Origin of the sequence: Streptomyces sp. OR43 (assembly GCF_008042275.1) — a bacterium.
Lineage (GTDB): Bacteria > Actinomycetota > Actinomycetes > Streptomycetales > Streptomycetaceae > Streptomyces.
On sequence record NZ_RDBK01000013.1, the window covers coordinates 18957 to 36814 of the forward strand.

13 protein-coding genes and 3 pseudogenes are annotated in these 17858 nt (G+C 70.2%); 9 read left to right on the top strand and 7 right to left on the bottom strand.

The window, feature by feature from the left end:
* Positions 1-153 precede the first annotated feature (153 nt).
* The 6 genes from EAO72_RS08500 to EAO72_RS08525 all read left to right on the top strand — a co-directional run bounded on the left by EAO72_RS08500 (position 154) and on the right by EAO72_RS08525 (position 7164).
* Positions 154-675 (top strand): hypothetical protein, encoded by a 522-nt coding sequence (locus tag EAO72_RS08500; RefSeq protein ID WP_148016632.1) that lies wholly within the window; start codon positions 154-156, stop codon positions 673-675.
* 163 nt (positions 676-838) lie between these two features.
* The gene (locus EAO72_RS08505; protein WP_148016660.1) at positions 839-1531 is read left to right on the top strand and encodes a class F sortase; all 693 of its coding nucleotides are present in this window, start codon (positions 839-841) and stop codon (positions 1529-1531) included.
* Between the two features lie 145 nt (positions 1532-1676).
* Positions 1677-2096, top strand: coding sequence for an SRPBCC family protein (locus tag EAO72_RS08510; RefSeq protein WP_148016633.1), 420 nt, complete (start codon positions 1677-1679; stop codon positions 2094-2096).
* 594 nt (positions 2097-2690) lie between these two features.
* On the top strand, positions 2691-3332 hold the full coding sequence (locus EAO72_RS08515; protein WP_261991371.1) for a DUF4232 domain-containing protein: 642 nt from the start codon (positions 2691-2693) through the stop codon (positions 3330-3332).
* Between the two features lie 285 nt (positions 3333-3617).
* Positions 3618-5024 (top strand): carboxylesterase/lipase family protein, encoded by a 1407-nt coding sequence (locus EAO72_RS08520; RefSeq protein ID WP_148016635.1) that lies wholly within the window; start codon positions 3618-3620, stop codon positions 5022-5024.
* A 622-nt stretch (positions 5025-5646) separates the two neighbouring features.
* Entirely contained in the window at positions 5647-7164 is a 1518-nt protein-coding gene (locus EAO72_RS08525; RefSeq protein WP_148016636.1) for a pectate lyase family protein, read from the top strand.
* Positions 7165-7385: 221 nt separating this feature from the next.
* Here EAO72_RS08525 and EAO72_RS41835 read toward each other — a convergent pair whose 3' ends face one another.
* From EAO72_RS41835 to ligD, 5 genes are all read right to left on the bottom strand, one after another.
* Entirely contained in the window at positions 7386-7541 is a 156-nt protein-coding gene (locus tag EAO72_RS41835) for a hypothetical protein (protein WP_187284974.1), read from the bottom strand.
* 48 nt (positions 7542-7589) lie between these two features.
* Entirely contained in the window at positions 7590-8000 is a 411-nt protein-coding gene (locus EAO72_RS08530; protein ID WP_410090149.1) for a helix-turn-helix transcriptional regulator, read from the bottom strand.
* A 115-nt stretch (positions 8001-8115) separates the two neighbouring features.
* A complete protein-coding gene (locus EAO72_RS08535; protein ID WP_148016638.1) occupies positions 8116-8526 on the bottom strand; it encodes a VOC family protein in 411 nt (136 codons plus the stop codon).
* Between the two features lie 90 nt (positions 8527-8616).
* A complete protein-coding gene (locus EAO72_RS08540) occupies positions 8617-9420 on the bottom strand; it encodes a methyltransferase domain-containing protein (RefSeq protein WP_148016639.1) in 804 nt (267 codons plus the stop codon).
* A gap of 76 nt (positions 9421-9496) precedes the next feature.
* Positions 9497-10465 carry a non-homologous end-joining DNA ligase gene (gene ligD / locus EAO72_RS08545; protein WP_148016640.1) on the bottom strand — a complete coding sequence of 323 codons (969 nt, stop codon included), beginning with the start codon at positions 10463-10465 and terminating at the stop codon, positions 9497-9499.
* A gap of 447 nt (positions 10466-10912) precedes the next feature.
* On the opposite strand from ligD, the gene EAO72_RS08550 reads away from it, so the two are divergent.
* From EAO72_RS08550 to EAO72_RS42885, 3 genes and pseudogenes are all read left to right on the top strand, one after another.
* Complete coding sequence (locus tag EAO72_RS08550; protein WP_148016641.1) at positions 10913-14311, top strand: CARDB domain-containing protein; 3399 nt, start codon at positions 10913-10915, stop codon at positions 14309-14311.
* Positions 14312-14349: 38 nt separating this feature from the next.
* Positions 14350-15807 (top strand): annotated as a pseudogene (locus tag EAO72_RS08555) (prolyl oligopeptidase family protein); the annotation flags it as partial.
* Positions 15808-15838: 31 nt separating this feature from the next.
* Positions 15839-16051, top strand: a pseudogene (locus tag EAO72_RS42885) (iron-siderophore ABC transporter substrate-binding protein); the annotation flags it as partial.
* Here EAO72_RS42885 and EAO72_RS08565 read toward each other — a convergent pair.
* Both EAO72_RS08565 and EAO72_RS08570 read right to left on the bottom strand, forming a co-directional pair.
* Positions 16037-16777: pseudogene (locus EAO72_RS08565) on the bottom strand (2,3-dihydro-2,3-dihydroxybenzoate dehydrogenase); the annotation flags it as partial. The pseudogenes EAO72_RS42885 and EAO72_RS08565 sit on opposite strands and share 15 nt — an antisense overlap.
* Positions 16774-17769 carry an ABC transporter substrate-binding protein gene (locus EAO72_RS08570; protein WP_148016643.1) on the bottom strand — a complete coding sequence of 332 codons (996 nt, stop codon included), beginning with the start codon at positions 17767-17769 and terminating at the stop codon, positions 16774-16776. The pseudogene EAO72_RS08565 and the gene EAO72_RS08570, both read right to left, overlap by 4 nt.
* Positions 17770-17858: the final 89 nt, after the last annotated feature.

Consider the following 17858-nt stretch of genomic DNA (forward strand, 5'->3'; position numbering starts at 1 on the left):
GGCTCGAGGGGGCTGCTCCATTCGGCCCGGGGCCGGACGGGGACAAGTGGCGAGCCGTTCGGGCGGCACTTAGCGTCACCCAGGCCGAGGGGCATTGCTCGCTTACGAGGACAAAAGGTCCACAGCTGCTTCTCGAGAACCCGGAGAACCATCATGCGCGTGATACGTGTCGCTTCTGTCGCCCTGCTCGGTGCCTCCGCTCTCGGAGTCGCTGCTCCGGCGGCCCTCGCCGACGACGGGAACCACAACATCACGTCGTTCGGCTTCACCGTCTCCCCGTCGACGGTGGCCCCCGGCGGCACCGTGACCCTCAACGCGACCGGGTGCGAGGTGCCGTCCGTGACCGTCAGCTCGGGCGTGTTCGACACCGTCACTCTTGAGGAGGGTCACTCGGCCACCGCGCGCGTCGATGACGACGCCAAGCCCGGTGCCGAGTACGAGGTGACCTTCGACTGCAAGGGCGAGAAGGGCACCACCCCGCTCACGATCCGCGAAGGGTCGGGCCACAACGACCACACGGGCTCGGTGATGCCGGGCAACGGTGTCCGGGCCGGGGCCGGTGGCAGCCTCTCCGGCATGAGTCCGGGCGAGATCGGTGCGGGAGCCGCCGTCGTCGCGGGCGCGCTCGGATTCGGTGCCTACAAGATGCGCCGCCGTTCCGGCAGCAACGCCTGACCGGGAGAGCGCTGAAGGGCCGGGTCCTGCCGAGGGGCCCGGTCCGGGGACCACAGGAGCGGAAAGCGGAGAAGACGTGCACAGAGCCGTGTGGCACGAGTGGATCGAACCCGCCGAACCCCCGGAACCGGTACGCCAGGGCCTGTTCGGCCGCCGGAAAGGCGTGGAAGACCGGGATGGCGGGGACGGCGGGGACGGACGCAAGAAGGACGGTGGTCTCAGGGCACCGGGCTGGGGCACGCTCGTCGTCGCCCTCCTGCTCGGCCTGTCCCTGATCCGGCAGGGCCTCGGCGGCGACGACGGCCCACCGCAGCCCGCGTCGGCGGCCGGCGACCGGTCCGGCGACTCCGGTGCGGGCAACTGGCCGGATGGGCCGCCTCCCGAGCCCCTCACCCGATCCCTGCCCGAACGGATCACGATCCCCTTCCTCGACGTCGACGCTCCCGTCGGCAAGGTGGGTCTGGGCGCGGACGACTGGATCGACGCACCGCCCCTGGCGGACAACAACCTGGCGGCCTGGTACGACGGTTCCGTCACCCCCGGCGAAACCGGCACCTCCGTGCTCGTGGGCCATGTGGACAACAACGCGGGCCCTGCCGTCTTCTACGGGCTCGGTGCCCTGGAGAAGGGACGCCGCATCGAGATCGCCCGCACCGACGGCACCACCGCGGTCTTCTCCGTCTATGCCGTGGAGGTCGTCAGCAAGGCCGGATTCCCCGCCGACCGTGTCTACGCGAACACCTCCGATCCGGAGCTGCGCGTACTCACGTGCGGCGGCGGCTTCTCGCCGAAGGCCGGCTACGAGGGCAACGTCGTGGCCTACGCCCGTCTCACGTCCGTGCTTGAGGAGGGGTAGTCGCGAGCGCGGTGGGCCACTGGCCCGAAGCGGTTGCGGGGTGCACGCGGTGTGTTCAGGGGGCAGCCGTGGAGTGGCCCGCGTACGACCGGCCGTGTCCGTTTCCTTCAAGAAATGAGGGAAGCGACCCGATAGTCTCGCCGCCATGACGAGCACGGGAAACGAATCGCGCCACATCAGTATCCATATCGCCAGCCCGGCCGAGACCGTTTACGCCTTCGCCTCCGACCCGGCCAACCTCCCCGCGTGGGCCCAGGGGCTGGGAGGATCCATCGAGAAGACCGACGGCCGTTGGGTCGCGGAATCCTCACCCATGGGACGGGTCGTCGTCGCCTTCGCACCCCCCAACGACTGGGGCGTACTCGACCACGACGTCACGCTGCCGTCCGGAGACACTGTTTACAATCCGGTCCGCGTCATCCAGGACGGCACCGGAAGCGAGGTCGTGTTCACCCTCCGCCGACGGGCGGGGATGAGCGATGCCGACCTCCGGCGCGACGCCGACATGGTCGCCGCCGACCTGACGCGACTCAAGGAGTTGACGGAGTCTCCGGAAGGCTCGTGACAGCCGTCAGGTCATCAGCTGCATGTCGTGCGGTGCGCGGAGACAGGGCCGGGTGCCGCCTGCTGTCAGGCTCGTCCGTCCGGCCACGGATCGGGCGAGAGCGCCACGAGGTCGTACTGCGGGCACGGCGTCGTGAAGCACTGCTTGGGTGCGGGGACGCAGACGTAGCCGAACGGCGCCGAGACGGAGGCGCAAGGGCCGGCCTGTGACCGAACGGAGCCTTCCGCGGCGTGCGCCGGGCCGGCCGGGACGAGAGGCAGGGCAGTCAACGCGACGGCCGAAGCGGCGCGCAGCAGGTTATTCATCACGAAGGACAGACATAGCCGCCGTGCTGCCCGGACGACAGGCTCCGGCAGCCCAAGTCACCCGCCCGGGTGGACGATTACCCCGCCGAGCGGGCTTCCGGCCGTCGGACGGCGCCGGTGTCCGCTCCCTCCTTCTCCCCTCTCGTGCCGCCCCCCGCGGAGCAGGTTCAAACGGCTCGGAATCGAGCAGGTGAGATATATGAGTTCACTCTCGCGGACCATTACCCCGCCACCGTACGAGCCACTGCACCGGCCGCGGGGAGGGAGGACGGCCCAGGGGGCTCGCACGTTGCGCCGGCGTCTTCTCGCGCCGGTCGCGATCGCTTCCGTCACCCTCGCGGCAGCCGGCTGCGGCGGGACCTCGGACTCGGCCTCACCTTCCGGCACGGCCGCCTCCGCACCGGCCGCCTCCGCCCCCGGAGCGGCAACCCCGTCCGTCGAGGTCTCCACTTCTCCTGTCGCGGATGCGGGCACCCCCGACGAGCCCGCCGGCCAGGACCACGCCGACAGCACGCCCTCGGCGGCCTCGGGCGTCCGGCGCTGTACGGCCGACGGCCTCACGATGCGCCTTGGCCGTGGCGACGCCGGCGCGGGCCAGATCCACTACCTGCTCACCTTCGTGAACAAGTCCACCACCGCATGCGCGCTGCGAGGCTTCCCGGGTGTCTCGCTGATCAAGCGCGACGGCAGCGCGATCGGCCTGCCCGCCGAGCGCGAGGGCGCCATGCGGGGGCAGACGGTGATCGGCCCCGGCAGGACGGCCGAGGTCACTCTGCATACCCTGAACCAGGGCATCAACGGTTCGGGCTGTTGGAGCCGGCCCGACTACCTGCGGGTCTATCCGCCGGGTTCCAAGGACGCGCTGACGCTGCGGACCTCCCTCCTCCACGTCTGCGGCGACCGCTTCACGACCACGGCGGTGGACAGCTGACGAGGCGTGTGCCGGACAGCGGCGGGATGAGCCTCAGGCCGTACGGAGCCTGAGAGCCCGCGCCGAGGCGTGTGCCGGACAGCGAAGGGTGGTGCCTCCGGCCGTACGGAGTCCGAGAGCCCGCGCCGAGGTGTAGAGCGCGGCGACGTCGGCCGGGCGGCGGCACCGTAACGGCTGCCGCCGCCCATCGGCACCGTCATGCTTGCCGTGCCCGATCTTCCGTATCCGCCTTCTCCGTGCGCTCCGGCGACGGGGGAGTCGGGCACCTCTCGTGAAAGGACCGACGTGGACGCCATCGCGACCACCTGCCGCGGCCGGGTCCGGGGCCGCGTCCGGGACGGCATCGCCACCTTCCTCGGCATTCCCTACGCTGCCGCCCCGTTCGGGCCTCATCGCTTTCGCGCCCCCGGACCCGTCGAGCCGTGGGACGGGCTGCGGGACGCGCTCGACTACGGGCCGACCGCGCCGCAGCGCCCCTACCGCCCGCCCCTCGACCGGTTGATTCCCGACGTGGCCATCCCGGGCGAGGAGTGCCTCAACCTCAACGTCTGGACCGCGGACCCCGGTGGGGGACCGCTCCCGGTGATGGTGTGGATCCACGGAGGATCCCTGCGGAACGGATCGGGCGCCGTGCCCCTGTACGACGGCCGGGCCTTCGCACGCGACGGCATCGTCCTGGTCACGGTCAACTACCGGCTCGGGGTGGAGGGGTTCGGGGTGTTCCCCGACGCACCCGACAACCGCGGCCTGCTGGACCAGATCGCGGCCCTGCGCTGGGTCAAGGAGAACATCGCGGCCTTCGGCGGGGACCCGGAGAACGTCACGGTGTGCGGCGAGTCCGCCGGGGCTGTCAGCATCGCCGCCCTGACGACCAGCCCGCGCGCCGCCGGCCTCTTCCACCGGGCCGTCCTGCAGAGCGGCCCGCCGCAGACCGTTCCGCGCAGCCGGGGCGCGAAGACGGCGCGTGCGATGGCGAAGGTGCTGAGGGTGCCCGCCACGGCGGAGGCGTTCGCGGCGGTGGACCGTGAGCTGCTGCTGGACGTACAGACCGAAGTCGTCGGCAAGGGCGATCCGATCAGTGGGGGCCCGGGTTTCCACCTCGTGGTCGACGGCGACGTCGTTCCGGCCGAACCGTCACTGCCCACCGTCGATCTGCTGATGGGCTGCAACCGGGAGGAGTACCGGCTGTGGTTCGTGCCGAGCGGGATGGTGGACCGTGTCAACGCCCTCTCGCTCCGGCTGGCCCTGCTGAAGTTCCGGGTCCCGGGAAGCGTCGCCAGGCTCTACAGGGCGTCCAGGCCGGGCGCCGGGCCCGGCGTGATCCTCGGCGAGATGGCCACGGACCTGCTGGTGCGGGGACCGCTCAACCGGCTGGCCGACTCGCGGCCGGCCCGGACGTACCTGTACGAGTTCGCATGGCCCTCGCCCGTACTCGGCCTGGGCGCCTGCCACGCACTGGAGATCGGCTTCGTCTTCGACAACCTCCGCCATGGTGAGACGCTCACGGGCCCGGATGCTCCTCAGCCGCTGGCCGACGCCATGCACCGGGCCTGGGTCGCGTTCGCTTCCTCGGGTGACCCGGGATGGTCCGCCTGGGACGCGAGCCGGCCGGTGATGGTCTTCGGACATCCCGAAGCGGGTGTGGTCCTGGCACCGCGTCAGGAGGAACTGCGCGTCTGGCTCCAGCAGTAGGGCCAGGCGGCTCACGAAAGAACGCGCTTGCTCTCCTGGGCCCTTTCGCTTGAGGGAGGTCGGCGGTGGCCCCGGGGCTCGTCGGCTCTGTCGCTCATTCTCCTCTAAATCCAGCAAACATGGGGCAGTTGACGAAGCAGTTGAAGCGCTTCACCCGGTGAGCCCGTCCAGAGCCTTGCCAGCCCAGCGCGCGCGGTCCTATTCTCACGACGAGAAAGCGCTTTCCATTTCGTCAGCCCCGTTCCGGTGGCAGTGGAGCCGCGGCAGGGACGTTGCCGCGACCTCATGAACGAGCCGCCAGTGATCCGGCGCGGGGCTGCGTTCACGGTGCCGGCACGCCATGGGGTCACGAACCACGCCATGGTGACGACGCATCGAGCCGTCCTTCGCGGGTTCGAGGGCGGCGGCTTCTTGGGGCGGCGGTGATCCCGCGGCCGGCACCGGCGTACGCACAGCCTCGGGTCGCAGGAGAGCGGCCCGCCCCATCGCACCGACGAAGAGTACGTGTCACCACGCCGATCGGGCCTGTCCAGGGAGAACGGCAGTCGACGGACCGGCTGCTGAATGACATGGGCATGCCATTTTACGTCCGGCTTTCGAAGACGAACAGGGAGATACCAGCATGAAAAGACGAGTCGCACTGCGCCTGTATGCGGCGCTGACCACGGCTACCCTCGCCGCCGCGACGGGTGTCGTCGTGTCGATGCCGTCGGCATCGGCCGCGACCGCCGGCGCCACCGGCTACGCGACCCAGAACGGCGGGACCACCGGCGGTGCGGGCGGACAGACGGTCCGGGCCACCACGGGCACGGCGATCCACCAGGCTCTGTGCAGCCGGGCCAGCAGCAGTACCCCCATCACCATCGAGGTCGAGGGGACGATCAACCACGCCAACACCGCCAAGGTGTCCGGCGACAGCTGCAACACCGCGGCCGGTGTCATCGAGCTCAAGCAGATCAGCAACGTCACGATCGTCGGGGTCGGCAGTGGAGCGGTCTTCGACCAACTGGGCATCCACATACGCCAGTCCAGCAACATCATCATCCAGAACGTGACCGTCCGGAACGTCAAGAAGTCGGGGTCGCCCACGTCCAACGGCGGTGACGCCATCGGCATGGAGAGCGACGTCCGCAACGTCTGGGTCGACCACAGCAGCCTGGAGGCGTCGGGAGGCGAGTCGGAAGGGTTCGACGGCCTCTTCGACATGAAGGACAACACGCAGTACGTGACGTTGTCCTACAGCACACTGCGCAACTCCGGGCGCGGAGGTCTCATCGGGTCGAGCGAGACCGAACTCTCCAACGGCTTCGTCACGTTCCACCACAACCTGTACGAGAACCTCGACTCCCGCACGCCCCTGCTGCGGGGCGGCATCGCCCACATCTACAACAACTACTACGTGAAGCTGAACGAGTCCGGGATCAACTCCCGCGCCGGGGCCCGCGCGAAGGTGGACAACAACTACTTCAAGGACTCCAAGGACGTCCTGGGCACCTTCTACACCGACGCGGCCGGATACTGGCAGGTGAGCGGGAACACGTTCGACAACGTGACATGGTCGGCCCCCGGCAGTGAGAACAACCCGGCCGGTCCCGACCCGAAGTCCAACACCACCGTCAGCATCCCGTACGCCTACAGCCTCGACGCCGCGTCCTGCGTGCCCGGCATCGTGGCCCAGACCGCGGGTGCCAACAAGGGGCTGAAGGTATCGGACGGCAACTGCTCGACGCAGACGCCGACCCCGGACCCGACCGACCCGACSCCSGACCCGACCGGGACCAACCTCAGCATCGCCGCAGGCGCCGACGGGTCCAGCAAGGCCGACGGGACGAGCTACGGCAACGTGCGGGACGGGGACCTGAGCACGTACTGGTCGCCCGCCGGCGCCACCGGTTCGGTCTCGGTCAAGTGGGGCACCGCGACCTCGGTCTCCTCCGTCAACATCCGGGAGGCTTCCGGTTCCGCCGGCAGCATCCGCACCTGGAAGGTGCTGAACGGGGACACCGGCGCGGTGCTGGCCACCGGAACCGGAGCGGGTGCCATTCCGGTCCCGCAGACCTCGCTGCGCAAGATCACCTTCCAGATCACCGGCTCCACCGGCACCCCGAAGATCGCCGAGTTCGAGACGTACGCCGGGTAGCGGTGCGCGCGCCCCGTCCGTCCGGCTCCGGCGCCGATGGATCCGGACGGACGGAGCGCAGTGACGGTGCGCCGTCGGCATGACCGCCGCCGCGGCGGCCGTGCCGACGCCGGCACGGGCTGGTGAGGACGGAGAGCCGCTGGGCCGCGCGGGTCGCCGCGGCACAGCGGGCGACCGCTCCTTCGACCAACTCCGGGCAGTGCGGCGTCGTGACCGTTCCTTCATCGTCGGGCATCGGCTTCGAGCGCGGAGCCGATGACATGAGCCATGTGCTCACGCCCGGCCGTGACCTCCGCTGCGTACCGCCGCCCGAGCGGCGACGTCTCCGCGTCGCCGAGCGGCCGGCGTGCGGCGTCGAGGAGCGGCAGGTCGGACACCGCCCCGGCCTGGGCGTCCCCGCGCTGGACGCGACACGTCCTCGCTGCTCACGTGGTGGCGAGCCCGGCTGCCTTCGTCGCCTGTTCCGGCACCCATGGCGTCATGTCCGCCACGGTGCCGACGGGGCGCCGTCGGCAGGCGTGTGGCGCCATGCCGACCAGCTCGGTGAAGTGCGCACTGAACACATCCGGCGACGGGCAGCCCACCATGCGACGGACCTCGGCGATGCCGAGGCCGCCGTGGAACAACAGGGCCGCGGCACGCTCGACGCGACGGGCCATCAGATACGCGTACGGGGACTTGCCGTAGGCCACCCGGAACTCACGGCTCAGATGCCCGGCCGGCAGGCCGGCGCCGCGGGCAAGCGCTTCGACGTCCAGTGGCTGTGCGTACTCCCGGTCGATCCGGTCGCGCACGCGACGCAGCCGTGCGAGGTCGCTCAGGCGCTGTGCCGCCACGCGGGCACGCCCCCATGCTGGAAGACACATGCGAGTTCCGTTTCGTCGGCTTCCGTACGTAACTGGCTGCGGCGGTGCCCGATACGGAGCGGGACGCCCCGGCCGGCCCGTCGGTTCAGCGAAGCTCCTGAATGCGGACCAGGTTGCCTGCCGGGTCACGGAAGGCGCAGTCGCGGATGCCGTACGGCTGCTCGGTCGGCTCCTGGACCACCTCCGTGTCGCTCGCCTGCACCTTCTCGAACACGGCGTCGAGGTCCGGGGTGGCCAGCAGGATCCATCCGTATGTGCCCTTGGCCATCATCTCGGTGATGGTGCGGCGCTCGTTCTCGGTGATGCCGGGGTCGACGGCCGGCGGCGCCAGCAGGATGGATGTGCTGGGCTGCCCCGCGGGCCCGACCGTGATCCAGCGCATCTTGCCCTGCCCGACGTCGCTGCGGACCTCGAAGCCGAGAACGTCGCGGTAGAAGGCCACGGACGCGTCCGGGTCGTCGTGCGGAAGGAAGCTCGTGTGAATGCTGATGTCCATGGCGATCATGCTAGATCCGCCCTCGCGACCCGCGCTTCTTGATTCCTGACCGATTGCGCCGGATCGTCCTACCGGTACGACTTCGGGAGGTCATGGGCGCCGCCCCCACGCGGAGACCATGGGGGCGGTGGCGAGGTCGAGGCACCCGGTGGCGACGTTGGCCAGGTGGCGGTCGATCTCGTCGTCGGTGGCGAGCCCTTCCGACACCAGAAGGCCGCGGATCTGCCGCACGGTCGCGGCCTCCAGGACGGAACAGGCCGGCGAGGTGACCGGGAAGTACGCGTCGGCCCGCACGTCCTCCAGGCCGGCTTCGCGCAGCAGCCTGGGCAGGGTCCGCCCGTACGTGAGGTCCGCGCCCCGAGCCGCCATCAACGCGCGGAAGCCGGAGCGCAGCCGGTTGGCGAGCCGTTGTTCCGGGCCGGACTCGTCGGGGCAGAGCAGCGGCTGCAACCCAGGGTCGGCGTCCTCCAGGAGCAGCCGGCCGCCCGGCCGCAGCGCCTGGACCATGCGCCGCAGGGCCTCCGCCCGGTCGGTGACGTGCACCAGGACCAGCCTGGCGTGGACCAGGTCGAAACCGCCGGGCGGCGGCGGGTCCGCCGCCACGTCATGGCGCAGTACCTCGACCACGCCGCCGGTGACGCCTTCGGTCCACGACACGTCGATGTCGGTGGCGACCACCGCTCCCGTCGGGCCGACCCGCTCGGCCAGCCCCAGGGGCACGGAGGGAGAGCCGGCGCCGACCTCCCAGCACCGCATGCCGGTACTGATGCCGAGCCGGTCGACATGGCGGAACGTCACCGGATCGAAGAGCTCGCTGAGAGCGCCGAAGCGGATACCCGCCTCCGACTGCCGGTTGTCCAGAAGGTAGCCGCGCTCCGCGTCGTGTTCAGCCATGGCGCGATCCTGTCAGAAGCCGCAGCCGGGCACGGACGGCCCGGCCCGCGTCGGGAGGCAGCCCTCCCCGGCCCCGTCAGCCGAGCCGGGTCAGATCGGGCCGCAGCCGTTGCCAGACCGGATGACGCAGCCGGCCGGCCCTGGTCCACTCCGTCGCGGTGACCTCCGCGACCAGCCGCGGCTCCACCCAGTGGGCGCCGGCCACGTCGACAGGGTCGGTGAACGGGGACGACGCTCGTGCGATGACGGCGAAGTACGCCGTGAGTTCGCCCTGTTCACGCTCGGACAGGCCCGACCCCACCGATCCCGCGTACCGCAGACCTGTGGGCCCGGTGACCCCGACGAGCACCGCTCCCGGCACACCGGCCGGGGCGCCCCGTCGCTGGGTCCAGCCACCGATCACCACGTCCAGGGTCTCCACCCGCTTGGTCTTGCGCCAGTGGGCCGATCGGGTGCCGGGCAGATACGGGGAGGAGATCCTCTTCGCGACCACGCCCTCCAGGCCTTCACGGACCACGGCCTCCCACACCTGTGATCCGCGCCCGAGCACGTTCGACGGTGCCGACCAGCGCGCCCCGTTGAGTTCCAGGGCGGACAGGATCTCGCGGCGCTCCCGGTAGGCAGCGCCCAGCAGACCGAGGCCGTCGACGTACATGACGTCGAAGATCATCAGATGGACGGGGCAGTCCAGCGCGAGCCGGCCGGCGCGCCGTGCGTCGACCACGCCCATCCGGCTCTGGAGCAGCCCGAAGTCGGACCGTCCGGAAGCGTCGAGGGCCACGATCTCACCGTCCAGGACCACACCGCGCCCCCGCAGCTCGCTGCCCAGGGCCCGCAGCTCCGGATACGTCACCGTGAGGTCGTTCCCCGCCCGCGAGGCCAGTCGCACCGATCCATCGCCCGTCGTGGTCAGGACGCAGCGGACACCGTCCCATTTGGTCTCGAACGCCCAGTCCGAGTCGGGCTCGGGAAGCGGACCCGGCACGGCCAGCATCGGGGCGATCGACGGCGGCGACCAGAGAGGGCCGGGAGGAATCGGAGCCATAGCCTCGATGATCGAACCTCCCGCAGAGCTGCGCAGAACTTTGAAGAACCGTGAGGAACCGCGCAGACCGGGCGGTCAGACGTTCGTACGCAGGCAGTTGCGGGCGCCGCAGCCCTGCCGCGATCGATACGTGACGCTGAGCAGCACAGACAGCGCTGCGCGGGGGATGCCGGTGTGAGGACCGTTGACAAAAGAGTGACCTGCTAGAAACCTGTCACCGCAGCGCCGCAAAAAATGAATCAGTTCGCTCAAAAAGCGAAGTGATAAGCGCGTGTTTCCGGCGGGCGGCCTGCTTTCCCTCCTGCCGGCGTCCCCGATCGCCCCCATCGGTGTACCGGCAGCCCGCAATCCGGCCTTGTCCGGCCGTACGACGCCGCGCGCGTCGAACGGCCGGCGATGCCTCCACGCGCGCTCCCGGTCCCGTGGCCCCACGGAACAGAGGACAGCATGAGATGGAAGCAACTAGGACGGCGGCTGGCCGTCGGCGCGGTGACCGCCGCGCTGATGACCGTCGGGCTTCTGCCGGGCGCCGCCTCGGCAGCCGTACAGGTCCCCGACCTGGCACTCGGCAAGCAGGTGACGGCCAGCGGTGCGCACGGCGCCTACCCGGCCTCCCACGTCACCGACGGCAGTCAGCAGACGTACTGGGAGAGCGTCGGCACACTCCCGCAGTGGGTCCGGATCGACCTCGGCAGCCGGTTCGACGTCGACCAGGTGGTGCTGAGGCTTCCGGCGACCTGGGAGGCCCGGACCCAGACCATCGGGATCCAGGGCAGCACGGACGGAAGCACCTTCAGCACGCTGTCGGCCTCCGCCGCCCGGGAGTTCAGCCCGGCGGCGGGCAACACCGTGACCCTCGGTTTCGCCGCGAAGGAGGCCCGGTACATCCGTGTGCAGGTGACCGCCAACAGCGGCTGGAACGCCGCGCAGCTCTCCCAGGTCGAGGTCCGCGGTGAAGACACCGGGAGCGGCCCCGGCCCGTCACCCGCCATCGGGTCCAACCTCGCGCTGAACAAGCCGATCGAGGCGTCGTCGTCCGTCCAGAACTATGTGGCGTCGAACGCCAACGACGACAAGACCGGCACGTACTGGGAATCCGGCGGCCATCCCGCCACACTGACGGTGAAGCTGGGTGCCGACGCCGACATCGAGGCCGTCGTCGTCAAGCTCTCCCCGGACCAGGCCTGGGCGACCCGCACGCAGAGCATCGAAGTGCTCGGCCGCGCCCAGTCGGCCACCGGCTTCACCCAGCTGAAGGCCCGGGCCGACCACGTCTTCGACCCCTCGGTGAACGAGAACACGGTCACCATCCCGGTCACCGGACGGTACGCGGACGTACAGCTGAGGTTCTTCTCCAACTCCGGTGCCCCCGGCGCCCAGGCCGCCGAGATCCAGGTTGTCGGCACCGCCGCGCCCAACCCGGACCTGACCGTGTCCGAGCTGACCTGGTCACCCGTCACACCGTCCGAGAAGGACGACGTCACGGTGGACGCCACCGTACGCAACACGGGCACGGCGGCAGCCGCGGCGACGACCGTCGACGTCAGCCTGGAGGGCGTGGCCGCCGGCAGTGCCCCGGTCGGCGCACTCGCCGCCGGCGCCTCGGCCACCGTGCGGGTCGACGTCGGCAGACGGGCCATGGGCGCGTACAGCGTCTCGGCCGTCGTCGACCCGACCGACACGATCGTCGAGCAGGACAACAGCAACAACAGCCGCACCGCCGCCGCGAAGCTCGAGATCGGGCAGAGCCCGGGCCCCGACCTGGAGGTGCTCGGGATCACGTCCACCCCGTCGAACCCGGCGGTGGGCGCCCCGGTCACGTTCTCCGTGTCCGTACACAACCGCGGTACCACAGAGGTCGGTTCACCCACCGTCACCCGCCTCCTCGCGGAGAGCACCACCCTGAACGGGGCCACGGGCGCGATCCCCGCCGGCGGCACGGTCACCGTGGCCATCAGCGGGACCTGGACCGCGAAGAGCGGCGGCGCCCATCTGACCGCCACGGCCGACGCCACCGGTGTCGTCACCGAGACCAACGAGAACAACAACGTCTTCTCGCGCGCCATCGTGGTCGGCCGCGGGGCCGCGGTCCCGTACACCGAGTACGAGGCGGAGGCCGGCGACTACCGCGGCACGCTGCTGACATCCGACCGGGAACGCACCTTCGGGCACACCAACTTCGCCACCGAGTCCTCCGGCCGGCAGTCCGTCCGGCTGGACTCCACCGGCCAGTTCGTGGAGGTCACCTCGACCGTCCCGTCGAACTCCATCGTGGTACGCAACTCCATACCCGACGCCCCCGGCGGCGGCGGGACGGAGGCCACGATCAGCCTCTACGTCAACGACACCTTCGCCCGGAAGCTGACGCTCTCCTCCAAGCACAGCTGGCTCTACGGTGACACGGACAGTCCGGAAGGCCTGACCAACACCCCGCAGACGGACGCCCGCAGACTGTTCGACGAGTCCCACGCGCTGCTCGGCCAGTCCTATCCCGCCGGAACGAAATTCCGTCTCCAGCGCGGCGCGGGAGACTCCGCCTCCTTCTACGTCATCGACCTCGTCGACCTGGAGCAGGTGGCTCCGGCAGCCGCCCAGCCGGCCGGATGCACCTCGATCACCGCCTACGGGGCCGTCCCGAACGACGGGATCGACGACACGGACGCCATCCAGCGGGCGGTGACGGCCGACCAGAACGGCGACATCGGCTGCGTATGGATTCCGCCGGGGCAGTGGCGGCAGGAGCAGAAGATCCTGACCGACGACCCGCTGAACCGGGGGCAGTACAACCAGGTCGGCATCAGTGACGTCACGATCCGCGGCGCCGGCATGTGGCACTCCCAGCTGTACACCCTGACCGCACCCCAGGACGCGGGTGGCATCAACCACCCGCACGAAGGGAACTTCGGCTTCGACATCGACGACAACACCAGGATCTCGGACCTGGCGATCTTCGGTTCCGGCACCATCCGGGGCGGAGATGGCAACGCCGAGGGTGGCGTGGGCCTGAACGGGCGCTTCGGCCAGGACACGGAGATCACCAACGTGTGGCTGGAGCACGCCAACGTGGGCGTGTGGGTCGGCCGGGACTACAGCAACATCCCGGAACTCTGGGGACCCGGTGACGATCTCCGGTTCACCGGCATGCGGATCCGCAACACCTACGCGGACGGCATCAACTTCGCCAACGGCACCCGCAACTCGACGGTGTTCAACTCCTCCTTCAGGAACACCGGAGACGACGCGCTGGCCGTGTGGTCGAGCAAGTACGTGAAGGACCCGTCGGTCGACATCGGCCACGACAACCACTTCCGCAACAACACGATCCAGTTGCCCTGGAGGGCCAACGGCATCGCGGTCTACGGGGGTTACGGCAACACGATCGAGAACAACATCATCTCCGACACGATGAACTACCCCGGCATCATGCTGGCCACGGACCACGATCCGCTGCCCTTCTCCGGGCAGACGCTGATCGCCAACAACGCGCTGCACCGCACGGGCGGAGCGTTCTGGGGCGAGGCCCAGGAGTTCGGCGCCATCACCCTGTTCGCGGCCTCGCAGAACATCCCGGGCGTCACCATCCGCGACACCGACATCTACGACTCGACCTACGACGGAATCCAGTTCAAGTCGGGCGGCGGCTCCGTGCCGGGAGCACAGATCAGCAACGTCCGCATCGAGAACTCCGTCAACGGGTCCGGAATCCTGGTCCACGGCGGCGCGCGCGGCAGCGCGACGCTGACCGACGTGACCATCGCGGGTTCCGCCGACGGTGACGTGGTGGTCGAGCCCGGATCCCAGTTCGTCATCAACGGCAGCGCGGGGAAGGGGACGGCCCGCAGGTAGCGCACCAGCCACCGCTTCGCGGCCTTCGGAGCCGGACCATGGTCCCGACATCCGGCCCCCGCCGGCACGCCAACCGGGCGTGCCGGCGGGGGAGCGGAGCAGGGCGCCGACGCCCGCCGGCATCGGATACGGACACACCGCGCCCCGCGAGCCTGCACAATTCGGTGGTGATCAATGATGACCCGTACCTGTGGCTGGAAGACATCGAAGGCGAGGCCGCGCTCGCCTGGGTGGCCGAGCGCAACGCCGAGACGGACGCCGCTCTGGCGTCCGGCGCGGGTTTCGCCCCGCTGAAGGAGCGCCTGCTGGAGGTGCTGGACGCACCGGACCGGATTCCGTATGTCGCGCGGCACGGCGAGTTCCTCTACAACTTCTGGCGTGACGCCGGGCATGCGCGGGGCGTGTGGCGGCGCACGACGCTGGATCAGTACCGGACGGACGCTCCGCAGTGGGAGATGCTCCTCGACGTCGACGCGCTCGCCGCCACGGAGGAGACGAAGTGGATATGGGGCGGTGCGCGCGTACGCCACCCCGACTGCGGCCGGGCCCTGGTCAGCCTCTCTCGTGACGGTGCTGACGCCGTGGTGGTCCGCGAGTTCGACCTCGGCACCCGGACCTTCGTCGAGGACGGGTTCCAGGTGGCGGAGGCGAAGACCCGGATCGGATGGATCGATGCCGACACCGTGTTCGTCGGCACGGACTTCGGGCCGGGCTCCCTCACCGAGTCCGGTTATCCGAGGACGGTTCGCCGATGGCGCCGCGGTACGCCCCTGGCGGACGCCGAGCGGGTCTTCGAGGGTGAGGCGCGAGACGTGGCGGTCGGCGGTCGGCACGACTCCACACCCGGCTTCGAGCGGGACTTCGTCGTCCGGTCGATGGACTTCCACCACAGCGAGACGTACCTCCTCACCCCCGAGGCCACGCTCATCAGGATCGATGTTCCGGACGACGCCAGCGCGTACGCCCATCGCGAGCATCTGATCGTCAGCCTGAAGTCCGACTGGCTCGGACACCGGGCGGGCTCCATGCTGGCTTTCGGCTTCGACTCCTTCCTGGCGGGCGACCGGACCCCGGAAGTGCTGTTCACGCCGGACGCCCGGACCGCCCTGGCCGGGCACGCGTGGACCCGTCACCATCTGATCCTGGAGACGATGCACGACGTCAGCACCCACATCGAGGTACTCACCCCCACCCCCGGTGCCGGCTGGGCGCGCGAGCCACTCGCGGACGTTCCGGCGCTGTCCGCCGTCAGCGTCGTGGACACCGACCCGGACGTCTCCGACGAGTTCTTCCTCGACGTGTCGGGGTTCCTGCAGCCTTCCACGCTCTACCACGGACGGGTGGGAGGCGAAACGGAGATCATCAAGCAGGCCCCGGCCCGCTTCGACACGGCAGGTCTCGCAGTGGAGCAGTTCTTCGCCCTCTCGCAGGACGGCACGAAGGTGCCGTACTTCGTGATCGGCCCCCGTGACACCTCCCCGGGCCCCGGCCCGTCACCGCGCCGTAGAAGGGCGTGAGCGAGACCACAACAACGCCGAGGCGTTCCTCGCCGACTACGGCACCCGGGCCGCCGCCCTCAAGAAGGACCTGGGTGCGGAGGCGGGCAAGAGCGTGTCCGTGGCCCGCTATTCGGCCAAGGGCTCGGCCGTCATGCAGCAGGGCGTGTTCATCAGCGACGTCCTCGACGACCTGGGCTTCACCCGTCCCGGCATCCAGAACGAGAAGGGCGCGGTCGGACACGAGGAAGGCGACGGCTTCGGCGATGTCGGAAGGCTCCGCGATCCGGCCGAGCGGGATGCCGGTGCGGTAGCTCGCTCTGTCCCCGTCGATGACCCGCTGGGCGGCGGCCTGTTCGTCCCGGCTGTCTCCGGCCGGCCACATGCCGCGCTGCATGTCGGTGAGGGTCGAGCCCGGCGACACGGTGTTGCAGCGGATGCCCAGGGGGGCCAGTTCGAGGCCGAGGCACTTGGTGAACATGACCGCCGCGGCCTTCGACGCCGCGTACGCGGCCATGTTCGTGCGCGGGATCCCCGCGGCGTTGGAGGCGACGGTGACGATGCTGCCTGTTTTGCGTCCGGCCATCCGGCGCGATACGGACCGCGAGACGTGGAACACCCCGTCGGTGTTGACGGCGAAGGTGGCCGCCCAGTCCTCGTCCGTCAGCTCGGCGACCGGCGAACACCGCAGCACACCGGCGACGTTGACCGCGATGTCCAGGGGGCCGAGCGTGTCCTCGGCCTCCGTCACGAGCGCCTCGACGGCGGTGGCGTCCGTGACGTCGAGCGTGCGGGCCGCCACCTGCTCGCCGTACTCGCGGGCGAGCGCGGTGACGCCGGCATTGGCGACGTCGGTGGCCAGGACACGGGCACCGCGTTCGACGAGTGCGTGCACCACCGCCTCGCCGATCCCGCGGCCCGCCCCCGTCACGAGGGCGAGCCGGCCGGTGAGCTCCGGGGCGGGATTCACTTGACCATGGCCTTGCGGATGTCGTCGAGCACCGAGACGGCCGCCTGCGCGCCGCCCAGGCTCGTCCACTTCGTGCCGTCGATCACGGTCGACCGCCCACTGCTCACCGCCTTGAGCTGCTGGTACGCGGGCTTCTTGGACAGCTCGGCCACGAGGTCCTGGTCCGATCCGGTGGAGGTGAGGGTGCCGATGAAGAGCCAGTCGCCGTCGATCTCCTTGAGGTTCTCGTCGCTGATCGGCGTGGAGTGGCCCGCGCCCTTCTCGTTCTGGATGCCGGGACGGGTGAAGCCCAGGTCGTCGAGGACGTCGCTGATGAACACGCCCTGCTGCATGACGGCCGAGCCCTTGGCCGAATAGCGGGCCACGGACACGCTCTTGCCCGCCTCCGCACCCAGGTCCTTCTTGAGGGCGGCGGCCCGGGTGCCGTAGTCGGCGAGGAACGCCTCGGCGTTGTTGTCCCGGCCCAGCGCCTTACCGGTGAGCGTCAGCGCCTTCTTCCAGTCCTTGGTGCCGTCGATCGTGACGACCGTGGGAGCGATCTTGCGCAACTGCTGGAGGACCTGCGCGTCGGCGAGCTGGCCGGCGAGGATCACATCCGGCTTGGCCTGGACGACCTTCTCGATGTCCGGCCCGGTGACCGCACCCACCACGGGGATGCCCTTCGCCTGGTCGGCGAGGTAGCCGGGGGCGCCCTTCTGGCCGCGGCCGGCGGTCAGGCCCACCGGCTTCACGCCCAGCGCGAGCGCCGCGTCCAGGTCCATCTCGCTGAGGACCACGACGCGTTCGGGCGTCGTGGGGAGCTTCACCGACGTACCGGTCGCGTCCGTCACCTGAGTCGTCTTCGAGGCAGGGGAGGAGTCCGGGCCGGCGGCGCCGTCCGACGCCTCGGAGGACCCGCAGGCAGTCAGTGCCAGCGCACAGACGCCGATCAGTGAGGCCGCCACCGAGGGGCGGACGAGGCCGCGGGAAGAGAAGGTCGAATGGGGGGCCATGGCCTGGAATCTCCGTTGTGTTCGAGTGACGAGGTCGGTCCGGGCGGGTGTCCCGCCGTGCCGGAGGGGGGCGGGACAGGGCGATTGAC

What these genes read in the sequence shown, in the direction of transcription:
- EAO72_RS08500 (WP_148016632.1), top strand. Translation starts at nt 154, where the DNA reads ATGCGCGTGATACGTGTCGCTTCTGTCGCCCTGCTCGGTGCCTCCGCT.
- EAO72_RS08510 (WP_148016633.1), top strand. Translation starts at nt 1,677, where the DNA reads ATGACGAGCACGGGAAACGAATCGCGCCACATCAGTATCCATATCGCC.
- EAO72_RS08535 (WP_148016638.1), bottom strand. Translation starts at nt 8,526, where the DNA reads ATGGACATCAGCATTCACACGAGCTTCCTTCCGCACGACGACCCGGAC.
- EAO72_RS08540 (WP_148016639.1), bottom strand. Translation starts at nt 9,420, where the DNA reads ATGGCTGAACACGACGCGGAGCGCGGCTACCTTCTGGACAACCGGCAG.
- ligD (WP_148016640.1), bottom strand. Translation starts at nt 10,465, where the DNA reads ATGGCTCCGATTCCTCCCGGCCCTCTCTGGTCGCCGCCGTCGATCGCC.
- EAO72_RS08550 (WP_148016641.1), top strand. Translation starts at nt 10,913, where the DNA reads ATGAGATGGAAGCAACTAGGACGGCGGCTGGCCGTCGGCGCGGTGACC.
- EAO72_RS08570 (WP_148016643.1), bottom strand. Translation starts at nt 17,769, where the DNA reads ATGGCCCCCCATTCGACCTTCTCTTCCCGCGGCCTCGTCCGCCCCTCG.